This window comes from Nocardia jejuensis NBRC 103114, assembly GCF_001613145.1.
GTDB classification, from domain to species: domain Bacteria; phylum Actinomycetota; class Actinomycetes; order Mycobacteriales; family Mycobacteriaceae; genus Nocardia; species Nocardia jejuensis.
On sequence record NZ_BDBU01000013.1, the window covers coordinates 66,818 to 83,320 of the forward strand.

The window sequence follows — 16,503 nt, forward strand, 5'->3', positions numbered from 1 at the left end:
CGAGATCGGCGCTGCCAGAGCCGTTGTCGTGCGTCCGACCGCGCCGGGCCGCGGCCTCCGGCCGAGGGCCCCGGTGCCGCGAAGGGAGCTCTCACGCGGCGCGGGCGAGTATCCGTACGACTCGGAGCGTCCCGTCCGCCAAGGCATTGGTGAGGTTCTGTGCCTTGTCCGCGAAATCCGGGACGAAGGCGTGCAGACCGACGGGATTCGGCGGGGAGGCCAGAATCGCCCGCATAGTCGTCGCGGCCGGATCGGTGAGGTCGTCCCACCGTTCGATCACGAAGCCCGCCGAGTCGATGGACAGGCGCAATGTCTCGGAGGACACCACGTGACTCTGGGCCCGATGTTCTGCCCAGGGTAACGGGAAGGCCGGATCGCCCGAGCCCGCGACAATATCCCAGATCGCCAGGAGGCCAGCGGAATTCAGAGTGCGGCGCGCCTCTCGATAGAGCAGGTCCTTGTCCGGCACGTTCATCTGCACGTGCTGGCTGAAGGTGACGTCGAAGCTGCCGTCGGGGAACGGCAGCGCGGTGACGTCCCCCTGCCGAACCGTGATCCGATCCGACAATCCGACGAGCCCGTTGAGCCATTCGGAGGTGTCGCAGTAGTCGGAGGTCAGATCCACCGCGGTCACGTGGCAGCCGTACCGGTCCGCGAGAAACCGCGCGGTCCCGCCGATACCGCTTCCGGCATCGAGCACGCTGCTGTGCGGGGTGAGCCCGGCCAGTTCCGCCAGCTCGTAGGTGGCCAGCCGCCCCATGGTGTGGAAGTCCTCCACCAGCGCGAGATCCGATGGCCCGAGCGTCCCGAGATCCTTACCCGCGGCGAGCAGCGCCCGTTCGATCCCCTGACGGGACACGCCCGCCGAATAGGGCATACCTGTCGAAATTTCATTCATGTCAGCACTTTTCGCCTCATGGGTACCACACCGGAAAGTGACCTTCGGTCCCGTCTACGAGTATGCGAGCCAATGTGACCACCGTCAACATCTCGTGCGATATGCGATCCTGACCAGATGAGCAAGCCCTACCACCACGGCGCGCTCCGCTCGGCTCTGATCGACGCGGGCGTGGACCTCGCCCGCCACGGCGGCCCCGGCCGAGTCGTGCTGCGCGAGGTCGCTCGCACGGCACAGGTGTCACACTCCGCCGCCTACCGGCACTTCACCGACCGCGAGGCGCTCCTGGCCGAGGTGGCGTGCCGGGCCCGGGCCGAACTCGCCGCCGAGATGAGCCTGCGCCTGCGCAATGCCCGGGAACCGCGTGAACGGCTGCACGCAGTCGGCTCCGCGTACATCGATTTCGCGCGCGGTCAGCCCGGATTGTTCCGCACCGCGTTCGGCGCGCATGCCACGCCCGCCGAGGGCACCGACTCGGGCGCCGAACCTTTCGCGATTCTCGGTGGCGTGCTCGACGAACTACACGCGGTCGGACTGCTGTCCGCGGAACGCAGACCGGGCGCGGAGCTCGCCGCCTGGTCCGCCGTGCACGGATTGGCCTGCCTACTCCTGGACGGTCCACTCGCCGCCGATCCGAACGGCGCGAAGTTCGCGATCGGCCGGGTACACGAGCTCATCGAGCGCGGACTACTGGACTGACCGCCTACTCGGCCCAGGATCCACTGAGGGGTGCGGTGACCGCCGCCGCCCTCGGCGAGTCCGCTTCGGAGACAGAGCATTCGGGACCGGACCGCACCTCTCGCCGACCTAGTCGACCGCGCGCGCAATCCGTTCGGGCAGTGTGTCCCACGGACGACATTCGACCACCGGCAGACCCAGACTCGTGGCCTCCTCGGCCAACCACCGCGAGTAGAGGGCACTGGTCTCGGCGCGATGGCGCTGCTCGTCGGTGTCGGGCTCGCGCTCGGCGTAGTTGGCCATGATCCGGTCGGCGTCACGCTCGTGCAAGAATACCGAGCGCACCGTACGCCCCTGTGCCGCAGCCTCTTTGGCCATCCGGGCCGCCACCGCCGGTGTCAGGAAGTCACCCTCGACCACCGCGCGCACCGGCACCGTCAGGCGATTGATCACCACGCCCACCACCGCGGGCTCCAGCGCGACGGCGGTATCCACGAGCATTCGCACCACGTCCTGGACCGAGAGCTCCGAATAGTCCAGGTCCTGATCGAAGTGGTGCAGATCCGGGAACTGCGCCGGGGTCGTGAGGACCTCGAGAGCTCCGACGACATCGTCGAACTCCACCACGAATGCCCCGGTACGCCGGGCGACGGCCGCCGCCGCCCGGCTCTTGCCGACTCCCGAAGCGCCACCGATGAGCAGCACATCCCACTGTTCGGTCATCGGATGACTCTAAGCCGACCCCGGCCTCGTGCCGGTCAACGAATCGATGGCCACCGTCGGGGACGCCGGCCGGGACGCGCGACCGGCCGCGCCCCGCACGACGATCCGATCCGCCGGGACCGAGGCCGACCGGACGAGACGATCACCGTCCCGCTCGACGGCTCGAAGGTCGGTCCGGCCCGGCCGAATTCTCGGTGCGCGCGATTCTCAGTGCTCGCGGCCCACAGCGTGCAGGTGACGCAGCGCCTGACCGTACGACTCGAGCAGGCTCGTCTCGCAGTACGGCACCCCGAGCTCGGCACAGTAGGCGATGACGATCGGGCGCGCGTGCCGCAGATTCGAGCGCGGCATCGACGGGAACAGGTGATGCTCGATCTGATAGTTCAGAGCGCCCAGCGCCGCATCGGTGAACCAGCCACCGCGCACATTGCGCGAGGTCAGCACCTGGCGACGCAGGAAATCCACGGACCCGGGGGTTTCCAGCACCTCCATGCCCTTGTGATTGGGCGCGAACGTGCAACCCATGTACAGCCCGAACAGGCCCTGCTGCACCGCGAGGAACACCAGCGCCTTGCCCGGCGACAGCACCAGGAAGGCCATCCCGACCACGCCGGCCATGTGCACGGCCAGAAGCCCGCCCTCGAGACGCCAGTTCGGAATCGTGCGCCGCACTACGGCTTTCACGCTCGCGCCGTGCAGACTCCCCGCTTCCAGGGTCAGCATCGGGAAGAACAGCCACGCCTGGTTGCGGAAGATGAATCCGCGCCAGCCCCGACCGGTGCGGGCGCGTTCGCTCGAATGCGCCAGGATGCCCATGATGTCGGGGTCCGCGCCCTCGGTATTGGGGTTGGCGTGATGTTTGTTGTGGTTGTTCACCCACCAGCCGATGCTCAACCCGGCGGCCAGATTTCCGACGATCAGGCCGAGCAGGTAATTGGCCTTGCGGGTGCGGAAGACCTGCTGATGCCCGGCGTCGTGCCCGAGGAACGCGAGCTGTGCGAACACCGCGGCCAGGAACGCCGCGGTGACCAGCTGCCACCAGGTGTCCCCGAGCAGGACGAAGGCCGCCCAGCCGCCCGTGAACGCCGTCGCGATGGCGGCGATCCGCCCGGCGTAGTTGCCCAGGTGCCGATGTAGCAGCCCGGCCCGGCGGACCTGCAGCATCAGCCCGGCGTATTCACTGCCGCGCTCGTGCGCGCGCCCCTCGGCGGCGGGAACCGCCTGCGGCTGCGGCTCGGCGTCGATCAGCAGGTCGGAGAGCGTCGTCGCGCTGTCCGGAGCGGCGAAAAGTTCGTCTCGGTCGGCGGTGGTCGTCCCGGAATCGCGCGGCGGCGCGTCCAGAACCACCGACTCGGTCAGTGTCACGTGCTTGCCTCCGGCGGTACTGCGCCACTCGGGAATTGTGTCGGCATGCCCTAAACCTAGCCGCCCGAATCGAACACCGAACCCACGCCGTCGGAACAGTTCGGGTTCGGGCGATTTCGAGGCGTGTCCGAGACCCGGGTGCGCGGTGTGTCGACCGAGTTCCGATGCGCCGAGACCGCCCACCTGCGATCGGGTCCGGCTATCGGCGCACGCCGACGGCGTCGGAGAAACCCCGCACCAGATCCAGCGCCGGTTGCGGATCGTCCGCGAGCGCTCCGGGGAGCGTCTCGACCCGCGCGCCGGGCACCGAGGAATAATCCCGCGCGGAGTCCGTGCGCAGTCGCGCGTCCTCGGCACCGTAGATGACCAACAGCGGAAGACCGAGCCCGGCAAGACGATTCGGCAGCGGACGTTCGAACCGATAGCGGGCGGACTCCTTCGGCGATTCGGTGAACGATCGATACGTCATTCCCCGATGAGCCCGCAGGCGCCACACCACTTCACCGATGACCGGCACCGGCATCAGCCGATCACCCAGCGTCGGATCCAGCACGGCGGCGTCACTGGGAGCGGTGTCGATGAGGGCGAGCGCCGCGACCAGACCGGGGCGCTGCTCCGCGAGCGCGGTGGCGACCACCCCGCCCAGCTCGTATCCGACCACGATCGCCCGGTCGATACCCAGCCGGTCCAGAACCGCGGCGACCCGTCGACCCTGTGCGGGCATGTCGTAGCCGGTGTCCGGCTTCGCCGACTCGCCGTATCCGAGCAGATCGATCCGGACAATGTGATGATCCGCCGAAAGTCGCGGCACGACGGGATCCCACCACCTCAGCGAACCGGCGTCACCGTGAATCAGCAGCAGGGCCGGCGCGGACCGGGGTCCGTCCTCGATCACCCGCAGATCGCCGGCCTCGAGCCGCACGATGTGATCGCCCACGGCCGGGGCGGTCTGCCGCAGCACCGACACGGTGTTCACGGCCAGCAATCCCGCGAGCCCGAGCACGATCGACAGGGCAAGCAACCGCCGCCGGCGACGGCGCACATCGCGCGAAACCGTCTCTACCATCGAATGTTTCGCCATGGGTCCCCGCTCCGGTCTCGCGCAGGCAGCGTATATCAGCACATCCCGGCCCGCCGCTCGAGATGAATTCGGCTGCCACACAAGCTCATTCGATCTCGCTATAGCACGTCTTCCGGCACTTTCGATTTGCTTCGCCAGCATCTTTACGGCATCCTTACGGGCAGGGGAGCCGGGAAGTCTGGTCGGCACGGACTCGACGAGTTCGTTCATGATGGATCGACCGAAAGGAGATTGTCCGGTGGCACTCGCGCACTCTGCGTATTCGAAGATGCCCTGCCTTTCTCGCGGGCCCAGTCGAGTACAGACGAATTTTTCTCCGCAGCACTGATATTCCGCACCGATTCGCGATGCGTGCCGGCGTCGACACCTGTCCGCCGAATGCCGTGATCGGTCACTATCCGCTGGTAGACGGCGGGGCATCGGGCGCATCGACGGCCGCCGTTAGGGTGGTGGCGTGAACGTCGAGGTTACACAGCTGCCCGGTATCGGTGTACGCAAAGAGTTTTCATTGTCCGGCTCACGTCGTCGCGTGGGCATTATCGATTACAAGGACGGCACACTGGATTTGATCGTGAGCAAACCGGGAAATCCGGATGCCAGCGATCAGATTCCGCTGTCCGAACACGAAGCCGCGGTATTGGCGAATCTGCTCGGCGCACCGCAGTTGGTTGCCCAGTTGCAGCAGGAGCACCGCGAACTCGAGGGCGTCACGACGCGGCAGATGCCGATCCGCCTTCGATCCCCCTATGACGGGCGCCGGTTGGGTGACACCCAGATCCGGACCCGGACCTCGGCGTCGATCGTCGCGGTCATGCGCGCCGGGCACGCGGTCCCCTCACCGGGCCCCGAGTTCGTCTTCACCGCTGGTGATGTCTTGGTTGTTGTTGGTACCGCGGAAGGCCTGACGGCTGCCGCCAGAATTTTGACGGACGGCTGAGATAGATGGTGGCACACGAAACCGCGCTCGCGCTGATACAGCTGGGCGCGGTCTTTTTCGGCTTGGGCTTGCTGGGCAGAGTGGCAGCGCGTATCGGATTGTCTCCGATTCCGCTGTATCTGATCGGCGGATTGGTTTTCGGCAAGGGCGGACTCATCGAACTGGATCATGTGGACCAGTTCATTCACCTCGCCAGTGAAATCGGCGTGGTCCTGCTGTTGCTCCTGCTCGGATTGGAGTACACCGCCGGTGAATTGGTCACCGGACTGCGCAATTCATGGGCGGCGGGTGTGCTGGATCTGGTGTTGAACGCCACCCCCGGCGTCGCGGTCGCGCTCATTCTCGGCTGGGGGCCGGTCGGGGCGGTGGCCATGGCCGGTGTCACCTATATCTCCTCCTCCGGGATCGTGGCCAAGGTGCTCGGCGATCTCGGCCGGGTCGGCAACCGCGAGACCCCGACCATCCTGTCGATCCTGGTGTTCGAGGATCTGGTGATGGCCGGGTATCTGCCGGTGCTGACCGCGTTGCTCGCCGGCGCCGGATTCGCCGCGGGTGTTCAAACTCTCGGCATCGCCCTGACCGCGGTCACGATCGTGCTGGTGGTGGCACTGCGCTACGGCCGCTACGTCTCGATGATCGTCGACAGCGAGGACCGCGAGATCTTCCTGCTCAAGCTGCTCGGCTCCGCCCTGCTGGTCGCGGGCGTCGCCTCGGCGCTGCAGGTGTCGGCGGCGGTCGGCGCGTTCCTGCTCGGCATCGCGATCTCCGGCTCCACCGCCCACAGCGCCCTGAAGATTCTCGAACCGCTGCGCGATCTGTTCGCGGCCCTGTTCTTCGTGCTGTTCGGCCTCACCACCGACCCCGCCAGCATCCCGCCGGTACTGGGCTGGGCGGTGATCCTCGCCTTCGTCACCGTCACGACCAAGGTGCTGACCGGCTGGTGGGCCGCCAAACGCGCGGGAGCCTCCCGCAACGGCCGCGCCCGCGCCGGCGCCGCCCTCGTCGCCCACGGCGAATTCTCCATCGTCATCGCCGGACTGGCCGTCTCGGCGGGCGCGGTCCCGCCCACCTTCGCCGCCTTGGCCACCACCTACGTCCTGCTGATGGCCGTGCTGGGTCCCATCGCCGCCCGCATCGTCGAGCCACTCCTGTTCTGGATCGACGCCCGCCGCAAGCCCACGCCGGTCACGCTGAACTGAGAAGCGCCACAGGGCAAATCACGCATCGCGCACCCGCCGCCACCGATTCCCGGAGGACCGATGATCACCGAAGTACGATGGGCGCAGCGGATTTCGGCGCCACTCGTCGTCGACCCGAACGCGCGGTACGCCAACAAGCACTGGCTGTCGCATTCGAGCTGCCTTACACCGTCCGCATACCGGATGGCATGAAATCACGACAGAAACTTCTATACAGGTTCGATAACTTCGCCTCTTTCCTCACGGCGATGTCCGTGCGACAGTGATCCGGCAACCACGGGTTCGGAATGGACGAGGAAGTCGAATCATGATGTATGCGCTGTGGGTCGTACTTCCCTGCGCCGCTGTCCTTTCCTGCGTCGTGGGCCATATGTGGCGTTATCGGCACGACCGCTTCCTCGGCGCCCTCTACGGACCCCACACCGACTCCGCGCAAATCTTCGGCATCCGGACTTTCCGGGTCGGGGCTCTGATCCTGTTGAGCGTCCGGATCACCGAAGTGATTGCCTCCGGACCGCATTCGCGCCCGGCGCCGAGCATTCAGTCCCTGCTGGTGACCCTGCAGTTCCTCGCGGTGCCGATGGCGATCGTCGGCGCGGGACTGATTCTGATTCCGCCCCTCATCGCCGCGGACATCCGCTCCCGCGTGACCCCGCTGGACCGGGCCACCCTCCCGATCGTGGTGGCCGCCATGGTGTCCGCGGTCCTGGTGGCGTTCGACCCGACCTCCACCGACAGCCGCTACCGCACCGCCGAAACCCTGTTCACCTGGGTCAGGTCCCTGGTCACCCTGCACCCCGAACCGGAGGTGATGCAGCATGCCCCGGTGCTGTACCAGTGCCGCGGCATCATCATCATGATCCTCATCGCCATCTGGCCGTACACCCGGCTGGCGGGCATCTTCACGATTCCGAGCCTGCAGCTCCTGCGCAGGCTCCCCCGCCTCACCCGCCCGCGCGACCCCGTTCCGGGCTGATCCGCGCGGCCTCGGTCGCGGCGGCGTCACCGCCGCGAATCGACATGCTGCCCAGCCGAATCGGCAGGTCCGCGCCGTGGAGAGCGGATCTCTAGAGCGCGACCCGAACCATGGGAGCCAGTCCGAGCTCGGCGAGCACGGCCGCGCCGCGAACGGCCTCCTCGCCTCCGGCGAGCACCAGGGTGCGGGCCCACTGATAGCGGCAACCCGCGGCGTCGAACAGGGCGGCCATGGCGAGCAACCGTGTCTCGTCCGCATCGAGCAGCGCCTGTGCCCGCTCGACGATGGCGGCGACGACGGGGTTTCCCGCGACGGTGGCGCGGGCTTCGGTCACCCGGTCCGCGGCCTCGGAATCCCGCGCCAGCACAGCGGCTTCCGCGCGCAGGGCGACGTACCAGTGCAACCACACCCAGGTGACCGAGATCCACACCTCGCCGGGTTCGGGCGCCGCCCGCTCGAACGCGTCGCGCGCCTGACCGAAGTGCAGCAGTGTCATCACGTCGAAGACCGCACCGTAGCCGCTGGTGTTCGCGGGCGAGCTGTCCAGGCGGCGCACGATCGCGTCCCACTGCGCCTGCACCGCATCGTCCTCGCGCAGCGCGTGGATCATCGCCACCCCCGCCGCCGCCGGACCCAGCACCGATCTGGCGGGACTGCCCGCACGCTGCCAGGCTTCCAGGAAACGCTCACTCGCCGTGTCGATTTCATCGATATTGCCCGAGAGCGCGTCGGCCACCAGTAGCGCGCTCATCGCGCGGTGCCCGACCTCGGCCAGCAGCGGGTGATCCGCGAGTCGGCGCGCCCATTTCCGGGCGCCGCGCAGATCGCCCGCGCCGAGACTCGCCTCGGTCGCCTCGCCCAGCGCCTCGATGACCTCGTGGGTGCCGGCGGGCGTGTCGGGCGCGGATTTGAGCAGGGTCATGCGACGTCGGGCGGTGGCCGCCGCCGCGAAGGTGTCGCCGGCCCAGCTCTGCGCACCGGTGAGAGTGTCGAGCGCGGCGGATTCGGCGAGCGGGTCGCCGGTGCGGTGGGCGAGCTCGACCGCGTGTTCCGCGCACGCGATCGTTTCTCGCACAACGTCTTCGGAGTCGGCCCCGGCGGCGAAGGCCACGGTGAGTGCCCGGCCCGCCTCGGCCAGCGCGACCGCGGCCTGCGCGGCCGGGTCGGTCCCGGCCAGTTCCCGCGCCTCGTCGATGAGCGCGTCGGCCTCCTGCGTGGGCAGATCGCGGACGAACTTGCTCGAGAACCGGTACGCGTTGCTGACCGCGGTCGCGAGATCGACCGCGGCGCCGCCACTGTCGCGCGCCGCACGCGCCGCGTCCCCGGCCGCGCGGTGCAGCCGGTACATGTCGTCACCGTTCATCTGGCATCCGGCCACCGCCGCCGCGTGCCGCAGCATCGTGGCGGTCACGGCCGGATCGTCCGCCAGCGCGCCCGCCTGCTCGAAGCGCCACTGGGATTCACCGAGCAGGTGGCGGGTGAAGGTCGACTCCGCCAGGCATCGGGCGAGGCGATGCGCCTGCGCGCGCTGCTGCGGCTGTTCTCCGGCCCAGGCCATGGCGACCCGCAGATCGTCGGCCACCGCGTCGAATCGCGGCCGCCAGTCCGCGCCGACCTCGGCCAGGTCCGCGCCCGCGTCCAGACACCACAGCAGGTGCCGGGAGCGGGTGTCCTGCAGTTCACCGGCCTCGGCGAGCTGCTCGGTCCCGTACTGCCGAATCGTTTCCAGCGCACGGTATTCGGTTCCGGTGGGCGCGGCCGTCACCACCAACAGGCTCTGTTCCACCAGCCGGGCGAGTCCGTCCGCGACCACCGCGCGATCCGCCGCGGCCACCTTCGCCGCCGCCTCGGCGGAGAAGGACTTGGAGAACACCGAGATCCGGCGCAGCAGCACCCGGTCCTCGGGCTCGAGCAGGGCATGACTCCAGTCCAGCGCCGCGCGCACCGAGCGATGCCGGTCCTCGGCGCGCGCGCCGCCCGAGAGCATCCGCAGCTGATCGGTCAGGCCCGCGGTGAGACCGTCCAATCCCAGGGTGGTCCATCGGGCGGCTGCCAGCTCGATCGCCAGCGCCACCCCGTCGAGCCGTCCGCAGAAAGCCGAAACCTGATCCCGCAGTGCGTGATTGGGCGGCCATCCGCCCGCCGCCGCGCGATCCATGAACAGCGCGACGGCATCGGAATCGCCCTCGCCCGTCAGCGACATCGGCGGAACCGTGTAGACGCGCTCGAACGGCACCATCAGCCGGGCACGGCTGGTGGCCAGCACCGTCAGCCGCGGGCAGGCCGCGAGCAGACGTTCGATGAAGGGCGCCACGCCATCTCGCACATGCTCGCAGTTGTCCAGCACCAGCAGGGCGTGACGGTCCGAGAGCGCCGCGACCACCGAATCGTCCATACCGCGGCCGGGCTGCTCGCCGATGCCCAGCGCGACGGCGACCGTTCCGGCCACGACGCAGGTATCGGGACTGGTGATCGGCACCAGGTCCACGAACCACACTCCATCGGAGAACTCGTCGGCCGCCTCGGCGGCCACGGCCAGCGCGAGCCGGGTCTTGCCCACCCCGCCGGGGCCGACGGAGGTCACCTGGCGGTGGTTCCGCAGCAGCTCACCGAGTTCGGCGCGCTCGGGAACCCGGCCGATGAACGAGGTCAGCGGCACCGGCAGCACCGGCGGCCGAGACGACCGATCGGGCCGCGCCGGCGCGGAGGCGTGCTGGGCCAGTGCCCGGCGGTCGGAGACCTCCAGTTTGCGCAGCAGTGAGGAGACGTGACTCTCGACCGTGCGCACCGAGATGAACAACCGCGCGGCGATCTCCGCGTTGCTGAGGTGCTCCCCCACCAGAGTCAGCACTTCGGCTTCGCGTGCCGAGATCTCCACCGTCGCCGTCATGGCGTCCATTCTGCCGTATCCGCCTCGCGTTCAAACTGTTCAGTCGTATTAGCCCCGGCCCGCGAGGGCTCGCGTACGGGCCTTCCACGCGGAGCATCCGGGTGCACCACTCAGTGGCCGATTCCGTGGTGGGCACGGATGTGGCGCGGCCCCCGGGCGGCGAAGCTGGAAGCACGCCCGAAACGCCTCACCGAGGGGTCCACCAGGGCAGATCCGACCACACCCAGGAGTGACCATGACCGCAACGCCCACCCAGGGAATCAAGACCGTCCTGCATCCCGTCGCGGATCTGGCCGCCGCCAAGGCGGTCTACACCGCACTGCTCGGCATCTCACCGCAGACCGACTCCCCGTACTACGTCGGTTTCGAGGCCGAGGGCCAGCACATCGGCCTGGTGCCCAACGGCGGTCCGCAGAGCCTGTCCACCCCGGTGGCCTACTGGCACGTGCCGGACATCGAGGCCAAGCTGGCCGAGCTCACCGCCGCCGGCGCCACGGTGAAGGACCCCGCGCGGGAGGTCGGCGGCGGTCGTCTGGTGGCCACCGTGACCGACACCGACGGCAACGTCCTGGGTCTGATCCAGGACCGCTGAGCACCCCACCCCCGACATCGATCCGAACTGACTCGAAGGAATTCATCATGACCACCAAGACCAAGTCCGCCGTCGGCTTCTCCGCCGAAGAGCGCGCCGCGATGAAAGAGCACGCCGAGGATCTCAAGAAGGCCGCTCGCCGCGGTTCGCGCGCGAGCAAGGCCGACGGCGAGAACGACGTGCTCGCCAAGATCGCCGCCATGCAGGACTCCGATCGCGTCATGGCCGAGAAGATCCACGCCCTGGTCAAGGCCAACGCGCCCGCACTGTCGCCGAAACTCTGGTACGGCATGCCCGCCTACGCCAAGGACGGCAAGGTGGTGTGCTTCTTCCAGAGCGCGGAGAAGTTCAAGGCGCGCTACGCGACCCTGGGTTTCAGCGATCTCGCTACCTTGGACGAGGGCACCATGTGGCCCAACGCCTTCGCGCTGACCGCATTGACCGCCGCCGACGAGACCGTTATCGGTGAACTCCTGCGCAAGGCGGTCGGCTGAGAATCGACGGGGTGATTTCGGTGTTTCGTAAATCCAGGTAGATGAACCGCGAAACGACTACTCCGGTACAGGGTCCGACCGTATTCTGAACGAGCGGCCGAAACAGTCTGTTTCGCGAGAACAGCCTGATGCTCGGCCTTCTACCAATTCCACCCCGGTCCTCGGTGGGCTTCCATATCGGCACCCGAATCCCGCACGATCTGGGCCTACTCGTGTGACTGGCTGGTACATCATGGTTTACGCAGCACTTCCGAGCACCTGCGCCGCCGAATTGAGCAGCGCCTTCCAGACGAGAAAATCGACAACCGTCTGTCCGGACCCCAATCGGGCGGCGAATCACACTGCTGTAGTAAAGGTTTCGAATCCTCGCACCCGAATGGGTTCGAAACGTCCGACCAGTCCGGACAGTGGGGGAACACCTGATGTCCGGACCTGACCGAGGCAGCATGACGAAGGCGGGGCCCGAGAAGGACTGAAAGGCGTGGTCGAGGGCGCGTAGGCAATGCCGAGGAAGCCCGGGGCGCGATGATCGGCACCGACGGCCGCCGCCGGGAGGGGCGTGCCCAGCAGGACACGGCCGAGGCACAGCGACACGTGACCGCAGCGTCACCCGCCTCGGGCATGTCCGTGCCACCGAGGCTGAATGAAGTCCGTAAAGCGGGGTAATGCGCCAACAACGCGCTCGTTGGGAGCACGCGCAGAACATCGGAGGACCCCATGCTCGGCCTTGGCATCATCGGATGGATCATCATCGGCGGCCTTGCCGGATGGATCGCCAGCAAGTTCATGAAGACGGACGCGCAGCAGGGCATCCTGCTCAATATCGTCGTCGGTATCGTCGGCGGCCTGCTCGGCGGATTCCTGCTCAAGCTGCTCGGCGTCGACGTCGAGGGCGGCGGCCTCTGGTTCAGCTTCTTCACCTGCCTGGGCGGCGCGGTGATTCTGCTGTTCCTGGTCAACCTCGTGACCGGCCGTCGCGCCGTCCGCTGACCCCAACCACACAGACCGACCCCGGAGCCGGGGCCGAACGGCGATGCGCCGCTCGGCCCCGGTTTTCGTACGCCCAGCCTCCCGTACGCACAGCCCCCGGCTCCCATTCGCCCAGCCCCCGGCTCCCATACGCACGGCCCCCGGCTCCCGATCGCACAGCCCCAGCTCCGGGGGCGGCGGATCAGCGGACGGACTTCGGGCGGAACGTATCGGCCGACGCGGCCGCCCAGTCCACCGCCCACGACTGCGGTGGATCGGCCAGCAGTTCGCCCGGTGCGAGCCATTCGTAGAGTTCGGCGAACGATCGCTGGGTGGTCGGGGAGACCTTCTTGCGCAGCATGTCCGGGGTGAGCTCATCCGGATGGGCAGCCCCGAGCGACGCCATCAGCTGCACGGCCTGGCGGACCGTCGCCTCCTGATACCGCTGGGTGCGCACCGCCTTGTCCGCGACATCCAGGGCGCGGGCCCGCCGCGGATCCTGGGTCGCGACTCCCACCGGACACTCGTTGGTGTGGCAGCGCTGGGCCTGGATGCAGCCGACGGCCATCATCATCGCGCGCGCGGCGTTGGTGTAGTCCGCACCCTGGATCAGCCGTTTGACGATGTCGTTGCCCGCGGCGACCTTGCCGCTGGCGCCGATCTTTATCCGGTCCCGGAGACCGGTCGCCACCAGAGCGTTGTGCACGATCATCAGTCCGTCGGTGAGCGGCAGGCCCACATGATCCTCGTATTCCAGTGGGGCGGCCGCGGTTCCGCCCTCGGCACCGTCGACGATGATGAAGTCCGGCGCGGTTCCCTCCGCGAGCATGGCCTTGCAGATCGCGAGCAGTTCGACCCGGGATCCGACACAGAGTTTGAATCCGGTGGGCTTGCCGCCGGACAGCTCCCGCATGCGCGAGAGGAACCGGATCAGCTCGCGCGGCGTCGCGAACTCCGAATGCGCCGAGGGGCTCACGCACTTCTCGTGCACGGGCACCCCGCGATACTCGGCGATCTCCGCGGTGACCTTGGCCGCGGGCAGCACGCCACCGATGCCCGGCTTCGCGCCCTGGCTGAGCTTGAGCGAGAGGGCCTTGACCTGATCGTGCGCCGCCTTGTCGGCGAACTGATCCGGATCGAATCCGCCCTGCGGCGTGCGGGTGCCGAAATACCCGGATCCGATCTCCCACACCAGATCTCCGCCACCGTCGAGGTGATACGGCGTCAGGCCGCCCTCACCCGTGTCGTGCGCGAATCCACCCATGGCCGCACCGCGATTCAGCGCGCGCAGCGCATTGGCGGACAGCGCGCCGAAACTCATCGAGGACACGTTCAACAGCGACATCGAATACGGCCGTGCGCAATCGGGGCCGCCGATCAGCACCCGGGGCAGTTCCTCGGGCTCGGGCACCGGGACCGTGGAGTGCACCAGGTACTCGTAACCGACCTCCTCGATATCACGCTCGGTGCCGAAGGACAGTTCACCGTGAATTCCCTTGGCACGCTCGTAGACGATGGTGCGCACTTCCCGGTCGTACGGGCGGCCCTCGGTATTGCGCTCGATGAAATACTGCTGCAATTCCGGGCGCAGGCTCTCGAGCAGGAACCGCATATGACCCAGAATCGGATAGTTGCGCAGAATCGAGTGTTTTCGCTGCACCATGTCGTAGATCCCGACCAGCAGCAGCGCGGCCGGCAATGCGGCGAGCAGCCACCACGCCCACGATCCGACCGCGGCGACCACGCCCACGATCAGCACCGCGAACCCGATGAATCCCACCACGAAGAAACGCAACATCCCGGCCCTTCCACTGCATTCGACGGCGCCATCGCGGGAACGGCCCGTTCCCGATCAGGCTATGCAAAGGATCGGCCGTTTGCCGACGATGCCGCCGGGTAGTGCGTCAGGAGTCCGAGCGGCGGACCTCGAGGTATTCGCCGTCCACGTCCTGCTCGAGGAGGAATTCGTGGCACGAACGGTTGCGCAGATCATCATCGACGGGCTCGCCGAACTGGGCGTGAGCCACGTGTTCGGCGTGGTCGGCGACGCGCTCAATCCGCTGACCGATGCCATCCGCCGCAGCGACGACATCGAGTGGGTCGGCTGCCGCCACGAGGAGGCCGCGGCCTTCGCGGCCGGCGCGCAAGCGCAGCTGACCGGCACGCTCGGGGTGTGCATGGGCACCTGCGGACCGGGCGCGATCCATCTGCTCAACGGGCTCTACGACGCCGCCAAGAGCCACGCCCCGGTGCTGGCGATCGCGGGTCAGGTCCCACTCAGCGAGGTCGGCACCGACTACTTCCAGGAGGTCGACAACGACCTCGTGTTCAGCGATGTGGCGGCCTTCCGAGCCACGGTCACCTCACCGGAGCAGATGCCGGGTCTGCTGGAGATCGCGGTGCGCACCGCGATCACGCGCGGCGCGGTGTCGGTGCTGACGGTTCCCGGGGATATCGGCGATCGCACCGTATCCGATGATCGCCCAGCACGTTTCGCACTCGCGGATCGCCGGGTGCGGCCCGAGGACGAGGCCGTGCGAGAGGCCGCCGCGCTGCTGGACGCCAGCGAGAAGATCACGCTGCTGGTCGGGCAGGGCGCGCGAACCGGGCGCGAGGACGTACTGGCGCTCGCCGATCGGCTCGCCGCGCCGATGGTGATCACCCTCAAGGCCAAAGAGGGCTTCGAACAAGACAATTCATTCCAGGTCGGGCAGACCGGACTGATCGGCAATCCCGCGGCGGCGGCCGCGCTCGACGACGCGGATCTGCTGCTCATGCTCGGCACCGACTTCCCCTACCGCGACTGGTATCCCAAGGGCGCCAAGGTCGTTCAGGTCGATACCGCGGCCGATCACATCGGCCGGCGGGTGCCGGTGGACATCGGCCTGGTCGGCGACGTCGGCGCGACCGTGCGGGCACTGCTGACCCGGATCACGGCCGAGCATCCGCGCAAGCACCTCGAGCATTCGCGCGAGCACTTCGAACGCTGGCGCGCCGGGCAGGCGAAGCTGGCCGCCCCGGACCACGACCGCGGACTGATCGGCAAAGCCCGTGCGGCACTGGACAATCGATCCCACCTCGTCCGGCCCGAAGCACTCGCCGCGGCCATCGATGCCGCGGCCGCCGAGGACGCGATATTCACCTCCGACACCGGCATGGCCACGGTCTGGCTCGCCCGCTTCGTGCACATGCGCGGCACCCGGAGGCTGCTGGGTTCCTACAACCTGGGGTCGATGGCGAACGCCATGCCCCAGGCGCTGGGCGCGCAATTGCTCGATCGCGACCGGCAGGTCGTGGCCTTCTGCGGTGACGGCGGGCTGAGCATGCTGCTCGGCGACCTGATCACCATCAAGACGCACAACCTGCCGGTCAAGCTCGTGGTGTTCGACAATCGCCGCCTCGGCATGGTCAAACTCGAACAGGAGCAGGCCGGTCTGCCCGAGTTCGGCACCGAACTCGACAACCCCGATTTCGCCGCTGTCGCAACGGCTCTGGGCCTCACCGGTATCCGGGTCGAGAAGCCCGGCCAGCTGACCGAGGCCGTGCGGCAGGCATTCGAGACCGACGGTCCGGTCCTGCTCGATGTGCTCACCAACCCCGAGGAAATCTCGGTGCCGCCCAAGCCGACGGTCGAGCAGGGATGGGGCTTCGCCATCGCGAAGGTCAAGGAAATGATCCGCAGCACCGGAGACGAGGGATGA

Annotated in this window: 14 protein-coding genes; 8 read left to right on the forward strand and 6 right to left on the reverse strand. The window is 68.1% G+C overall.

From position 1 onward, the window contains the following. Positions 1–91: 91 nt before the first annotated feature. Complete coding sequence (locus tag NJ1_RS10515; protein WP_067691079.1) at positions 92–898, reverse strand: class I SAM-dependent methyltransferase; 807 nt, start codon at positions 896–898, stop codon at positions 92–94. 117 nt (positions 899–1,015) lie between these two features. Here NJ1_RS10515 and NJ1_RS10520 point away from each other — a divergent pair, with 117 nt between their 5' ends. Beyond that, positions 1,016–1,597 carry a TetR/AcrR family transcriptional regulator gene (locus NJ1_RS10520; RefSeq protein ID WP_067691082.1) on the forward strand — a complete coding sequence of 194 codons (582 nt, stop codon included), beginning with the start codon at positions 1,016–1,018 and terminating at the stop codon, positions 1,595–1,597. 108 nt (positions 1,598–1,705) lie between these two features. Here the strand turns inward: NJ1_RS10520 and NJ1_RS10525 are convergent, their stop codons facing one another. The 3 genes from NJ1_RS10525 to NJ1_RS10535 all read right to left on the reverse strand — a co-directional run bounded on the left by NJ1_RS10525 (position 1,706) and on the right by NJ1_RS10535 (position 4,730). Further along, the gene (locus NJ1_RS10525; protein ID WP_067691086.1) at positions 1,706–2,299 is read right to left on the reverse strand and encodes a hypothetical protein; all 594 of its coding nucleotides are present in this window, start codon (positions 2,297–2,299) and stop codon (positions 1,706–1,708) included. A 207-nt stretch (positions 2,300–2,506) separates the two neighbouring features. Beyond that, entirely contained in the window at positions 2,507–3,664 is a 1,158-nt protein-coding gene (locus NJ1_RS10530; protein WP_245717322.1) for a fatty acid desaturase family protein, read from the reverse strand. A gap of 199 nt (positions 3,665–3,863) precedes the next feature. Then, positions 3,864–4,730: an alpha/beta fold hydrolase gene (locus NJ1_RS10535; RefSeq protein WP_084477995.1), complete on the reverse strand. Its 867-nt coding sequence runs from the start codon at positions 4,728–4,730 to the stop codon at positions 3,864–3,866. 469 nt (positions 4,731–5,199) lie between these two features. Between NJ1_RS10535 and NJ1_RS10540 the strand changes: the two genes are divergently transcribed. The 3 genes from NJ1_RS10540 to NJ1_RS10550 all read left to right on the forward strand — a co-directional run bounded on the left by NJ1_RS10540 (position 5,200) and on the right by NJ1_RS10550 (position 7,857). Next, a complete protein-coding gene (locus tag NJ1_RS10540) occupies positions 5,200–5,682 on the forward strand; it encodes a cation:proton antiporter regulatory subunit (RefSeq protein ID WP_067691089.1) in 483 nt (160 codons plus the stop codon). A gap of 5 nt (positions 5,683–5,687) precedes the next feature. After that, entirely contained in the window at positions 5,688–6,881 is a 1,194-nt protein-coding gene (locus tag NJ1_RS10545; protein ID WP_067691098.1) for a cation:proton antiporter, read from the forward strand. 307 nt (positions 6,882–7,188) lie between these two features. Continuing rightward, positions 7,189–7,857, forward strand: coding sequence for a respiratory nitrate reductase subunit gamma (locus tag NJ1_RS10550; protein WP_067691108.1), 669 nt, complete (start codon positions 7,189–7,191; stop codon positions 7,855–7,857). Positions 7,858–7,948: 91 nt separating this feature from the next. Here NJ1_RS10550 and NJ1_RS10555 read toward each other — a convergent pair whose 3' ends face one another. Further along, complete coding sequence (locus tag NJ1_RS10555) at positions 7,949–10,747, reverse strand: ATP-binding protein (protein WP_067691611.1); 2,799 nt, start codon at positions 10,745–10,747, stop codon at positions 7,949–7,951. A gap of 235 nt (positions 10,748–10,982) precedes the next feature. Between NJ1_RS10555 and NJ1_RS10560 the strand changes: the two genes are divergently transcribed. The 3 genes from NJ1_RS10560 to NJ1_RS10570 all read left to right on the forward strand — a co-directional run bounded on the left by NJ1_RS10560 (position 10,983) and on the right by NJ1_RS10570 (position 12,823). Further along, positions 10,983–11,339, forward strand: a complete 357-nt coding sequence (locus NJ1_RS10560; RefSeq protein WP_067691613.1) for a VOC family protein — start codon at positions 10,983–10,985, stop codon at positions 11,337–11,339. A 47-nt stretch (positions 11,340–11,386) separates the two neighbouring features. Beyond that, complete coding sequence (locus tag NJ1_RS10565) at positions 11,387–11,833, forward strand: iron chaperone (RefSeq protein ID WP_067691118.1); 447 nt, start codon at positions 11,387–11,389, stop codon at positions 11,831–11,833. A gap of 717 nt (positions 11,834–12,550) precedes the next feature. Further along, a complete protein-coding gene (locus NJ1_RS10570) occupies positions 12,551–12,823 on the forward strand; it encodes a GlsB/YeaQ/YmgE family stress response membrane protein (protein WP_067691122.1) in 273 nt (90 codons plus the stop codon). Positions 12,824–13,004: 181 nt separating this feature from the next. Here the strand turns inward: NJ1_RS10570 and NJ1_RS10575 are convergent, their stop codons facing one another. Next, the gene (locus NJ1_RS10575; RefSeq protein ID WP_174557064.1) at positions 13,005–14,600 is read right to left on the reverse strand and encodes an FMN-binding glutamate synthase family protein; all 1,596 of its coding nucleotides are present in this window, start codon (positions 14,598–14,600) and stop codon (positions 13,005–13,007) included. A gap of 169 nt (positions 14,601–14,769) precedes the next feature. On the opposite strand from NJ1_RS10575, the gene NJ1_RS10580 reads away from it, so the two are divergent. Beyond that, positions 14,770–16,503 (forward strand): thiamine pyrophosphate-dependent enzyme, encoded by a 1,734-nt coding sequence (locus tag NJ1_RS10580; protein ID WP_067691619.1) that lies wholly within the window; start codon positions 14,770–14,772, stop codon positions 16,501–16,503.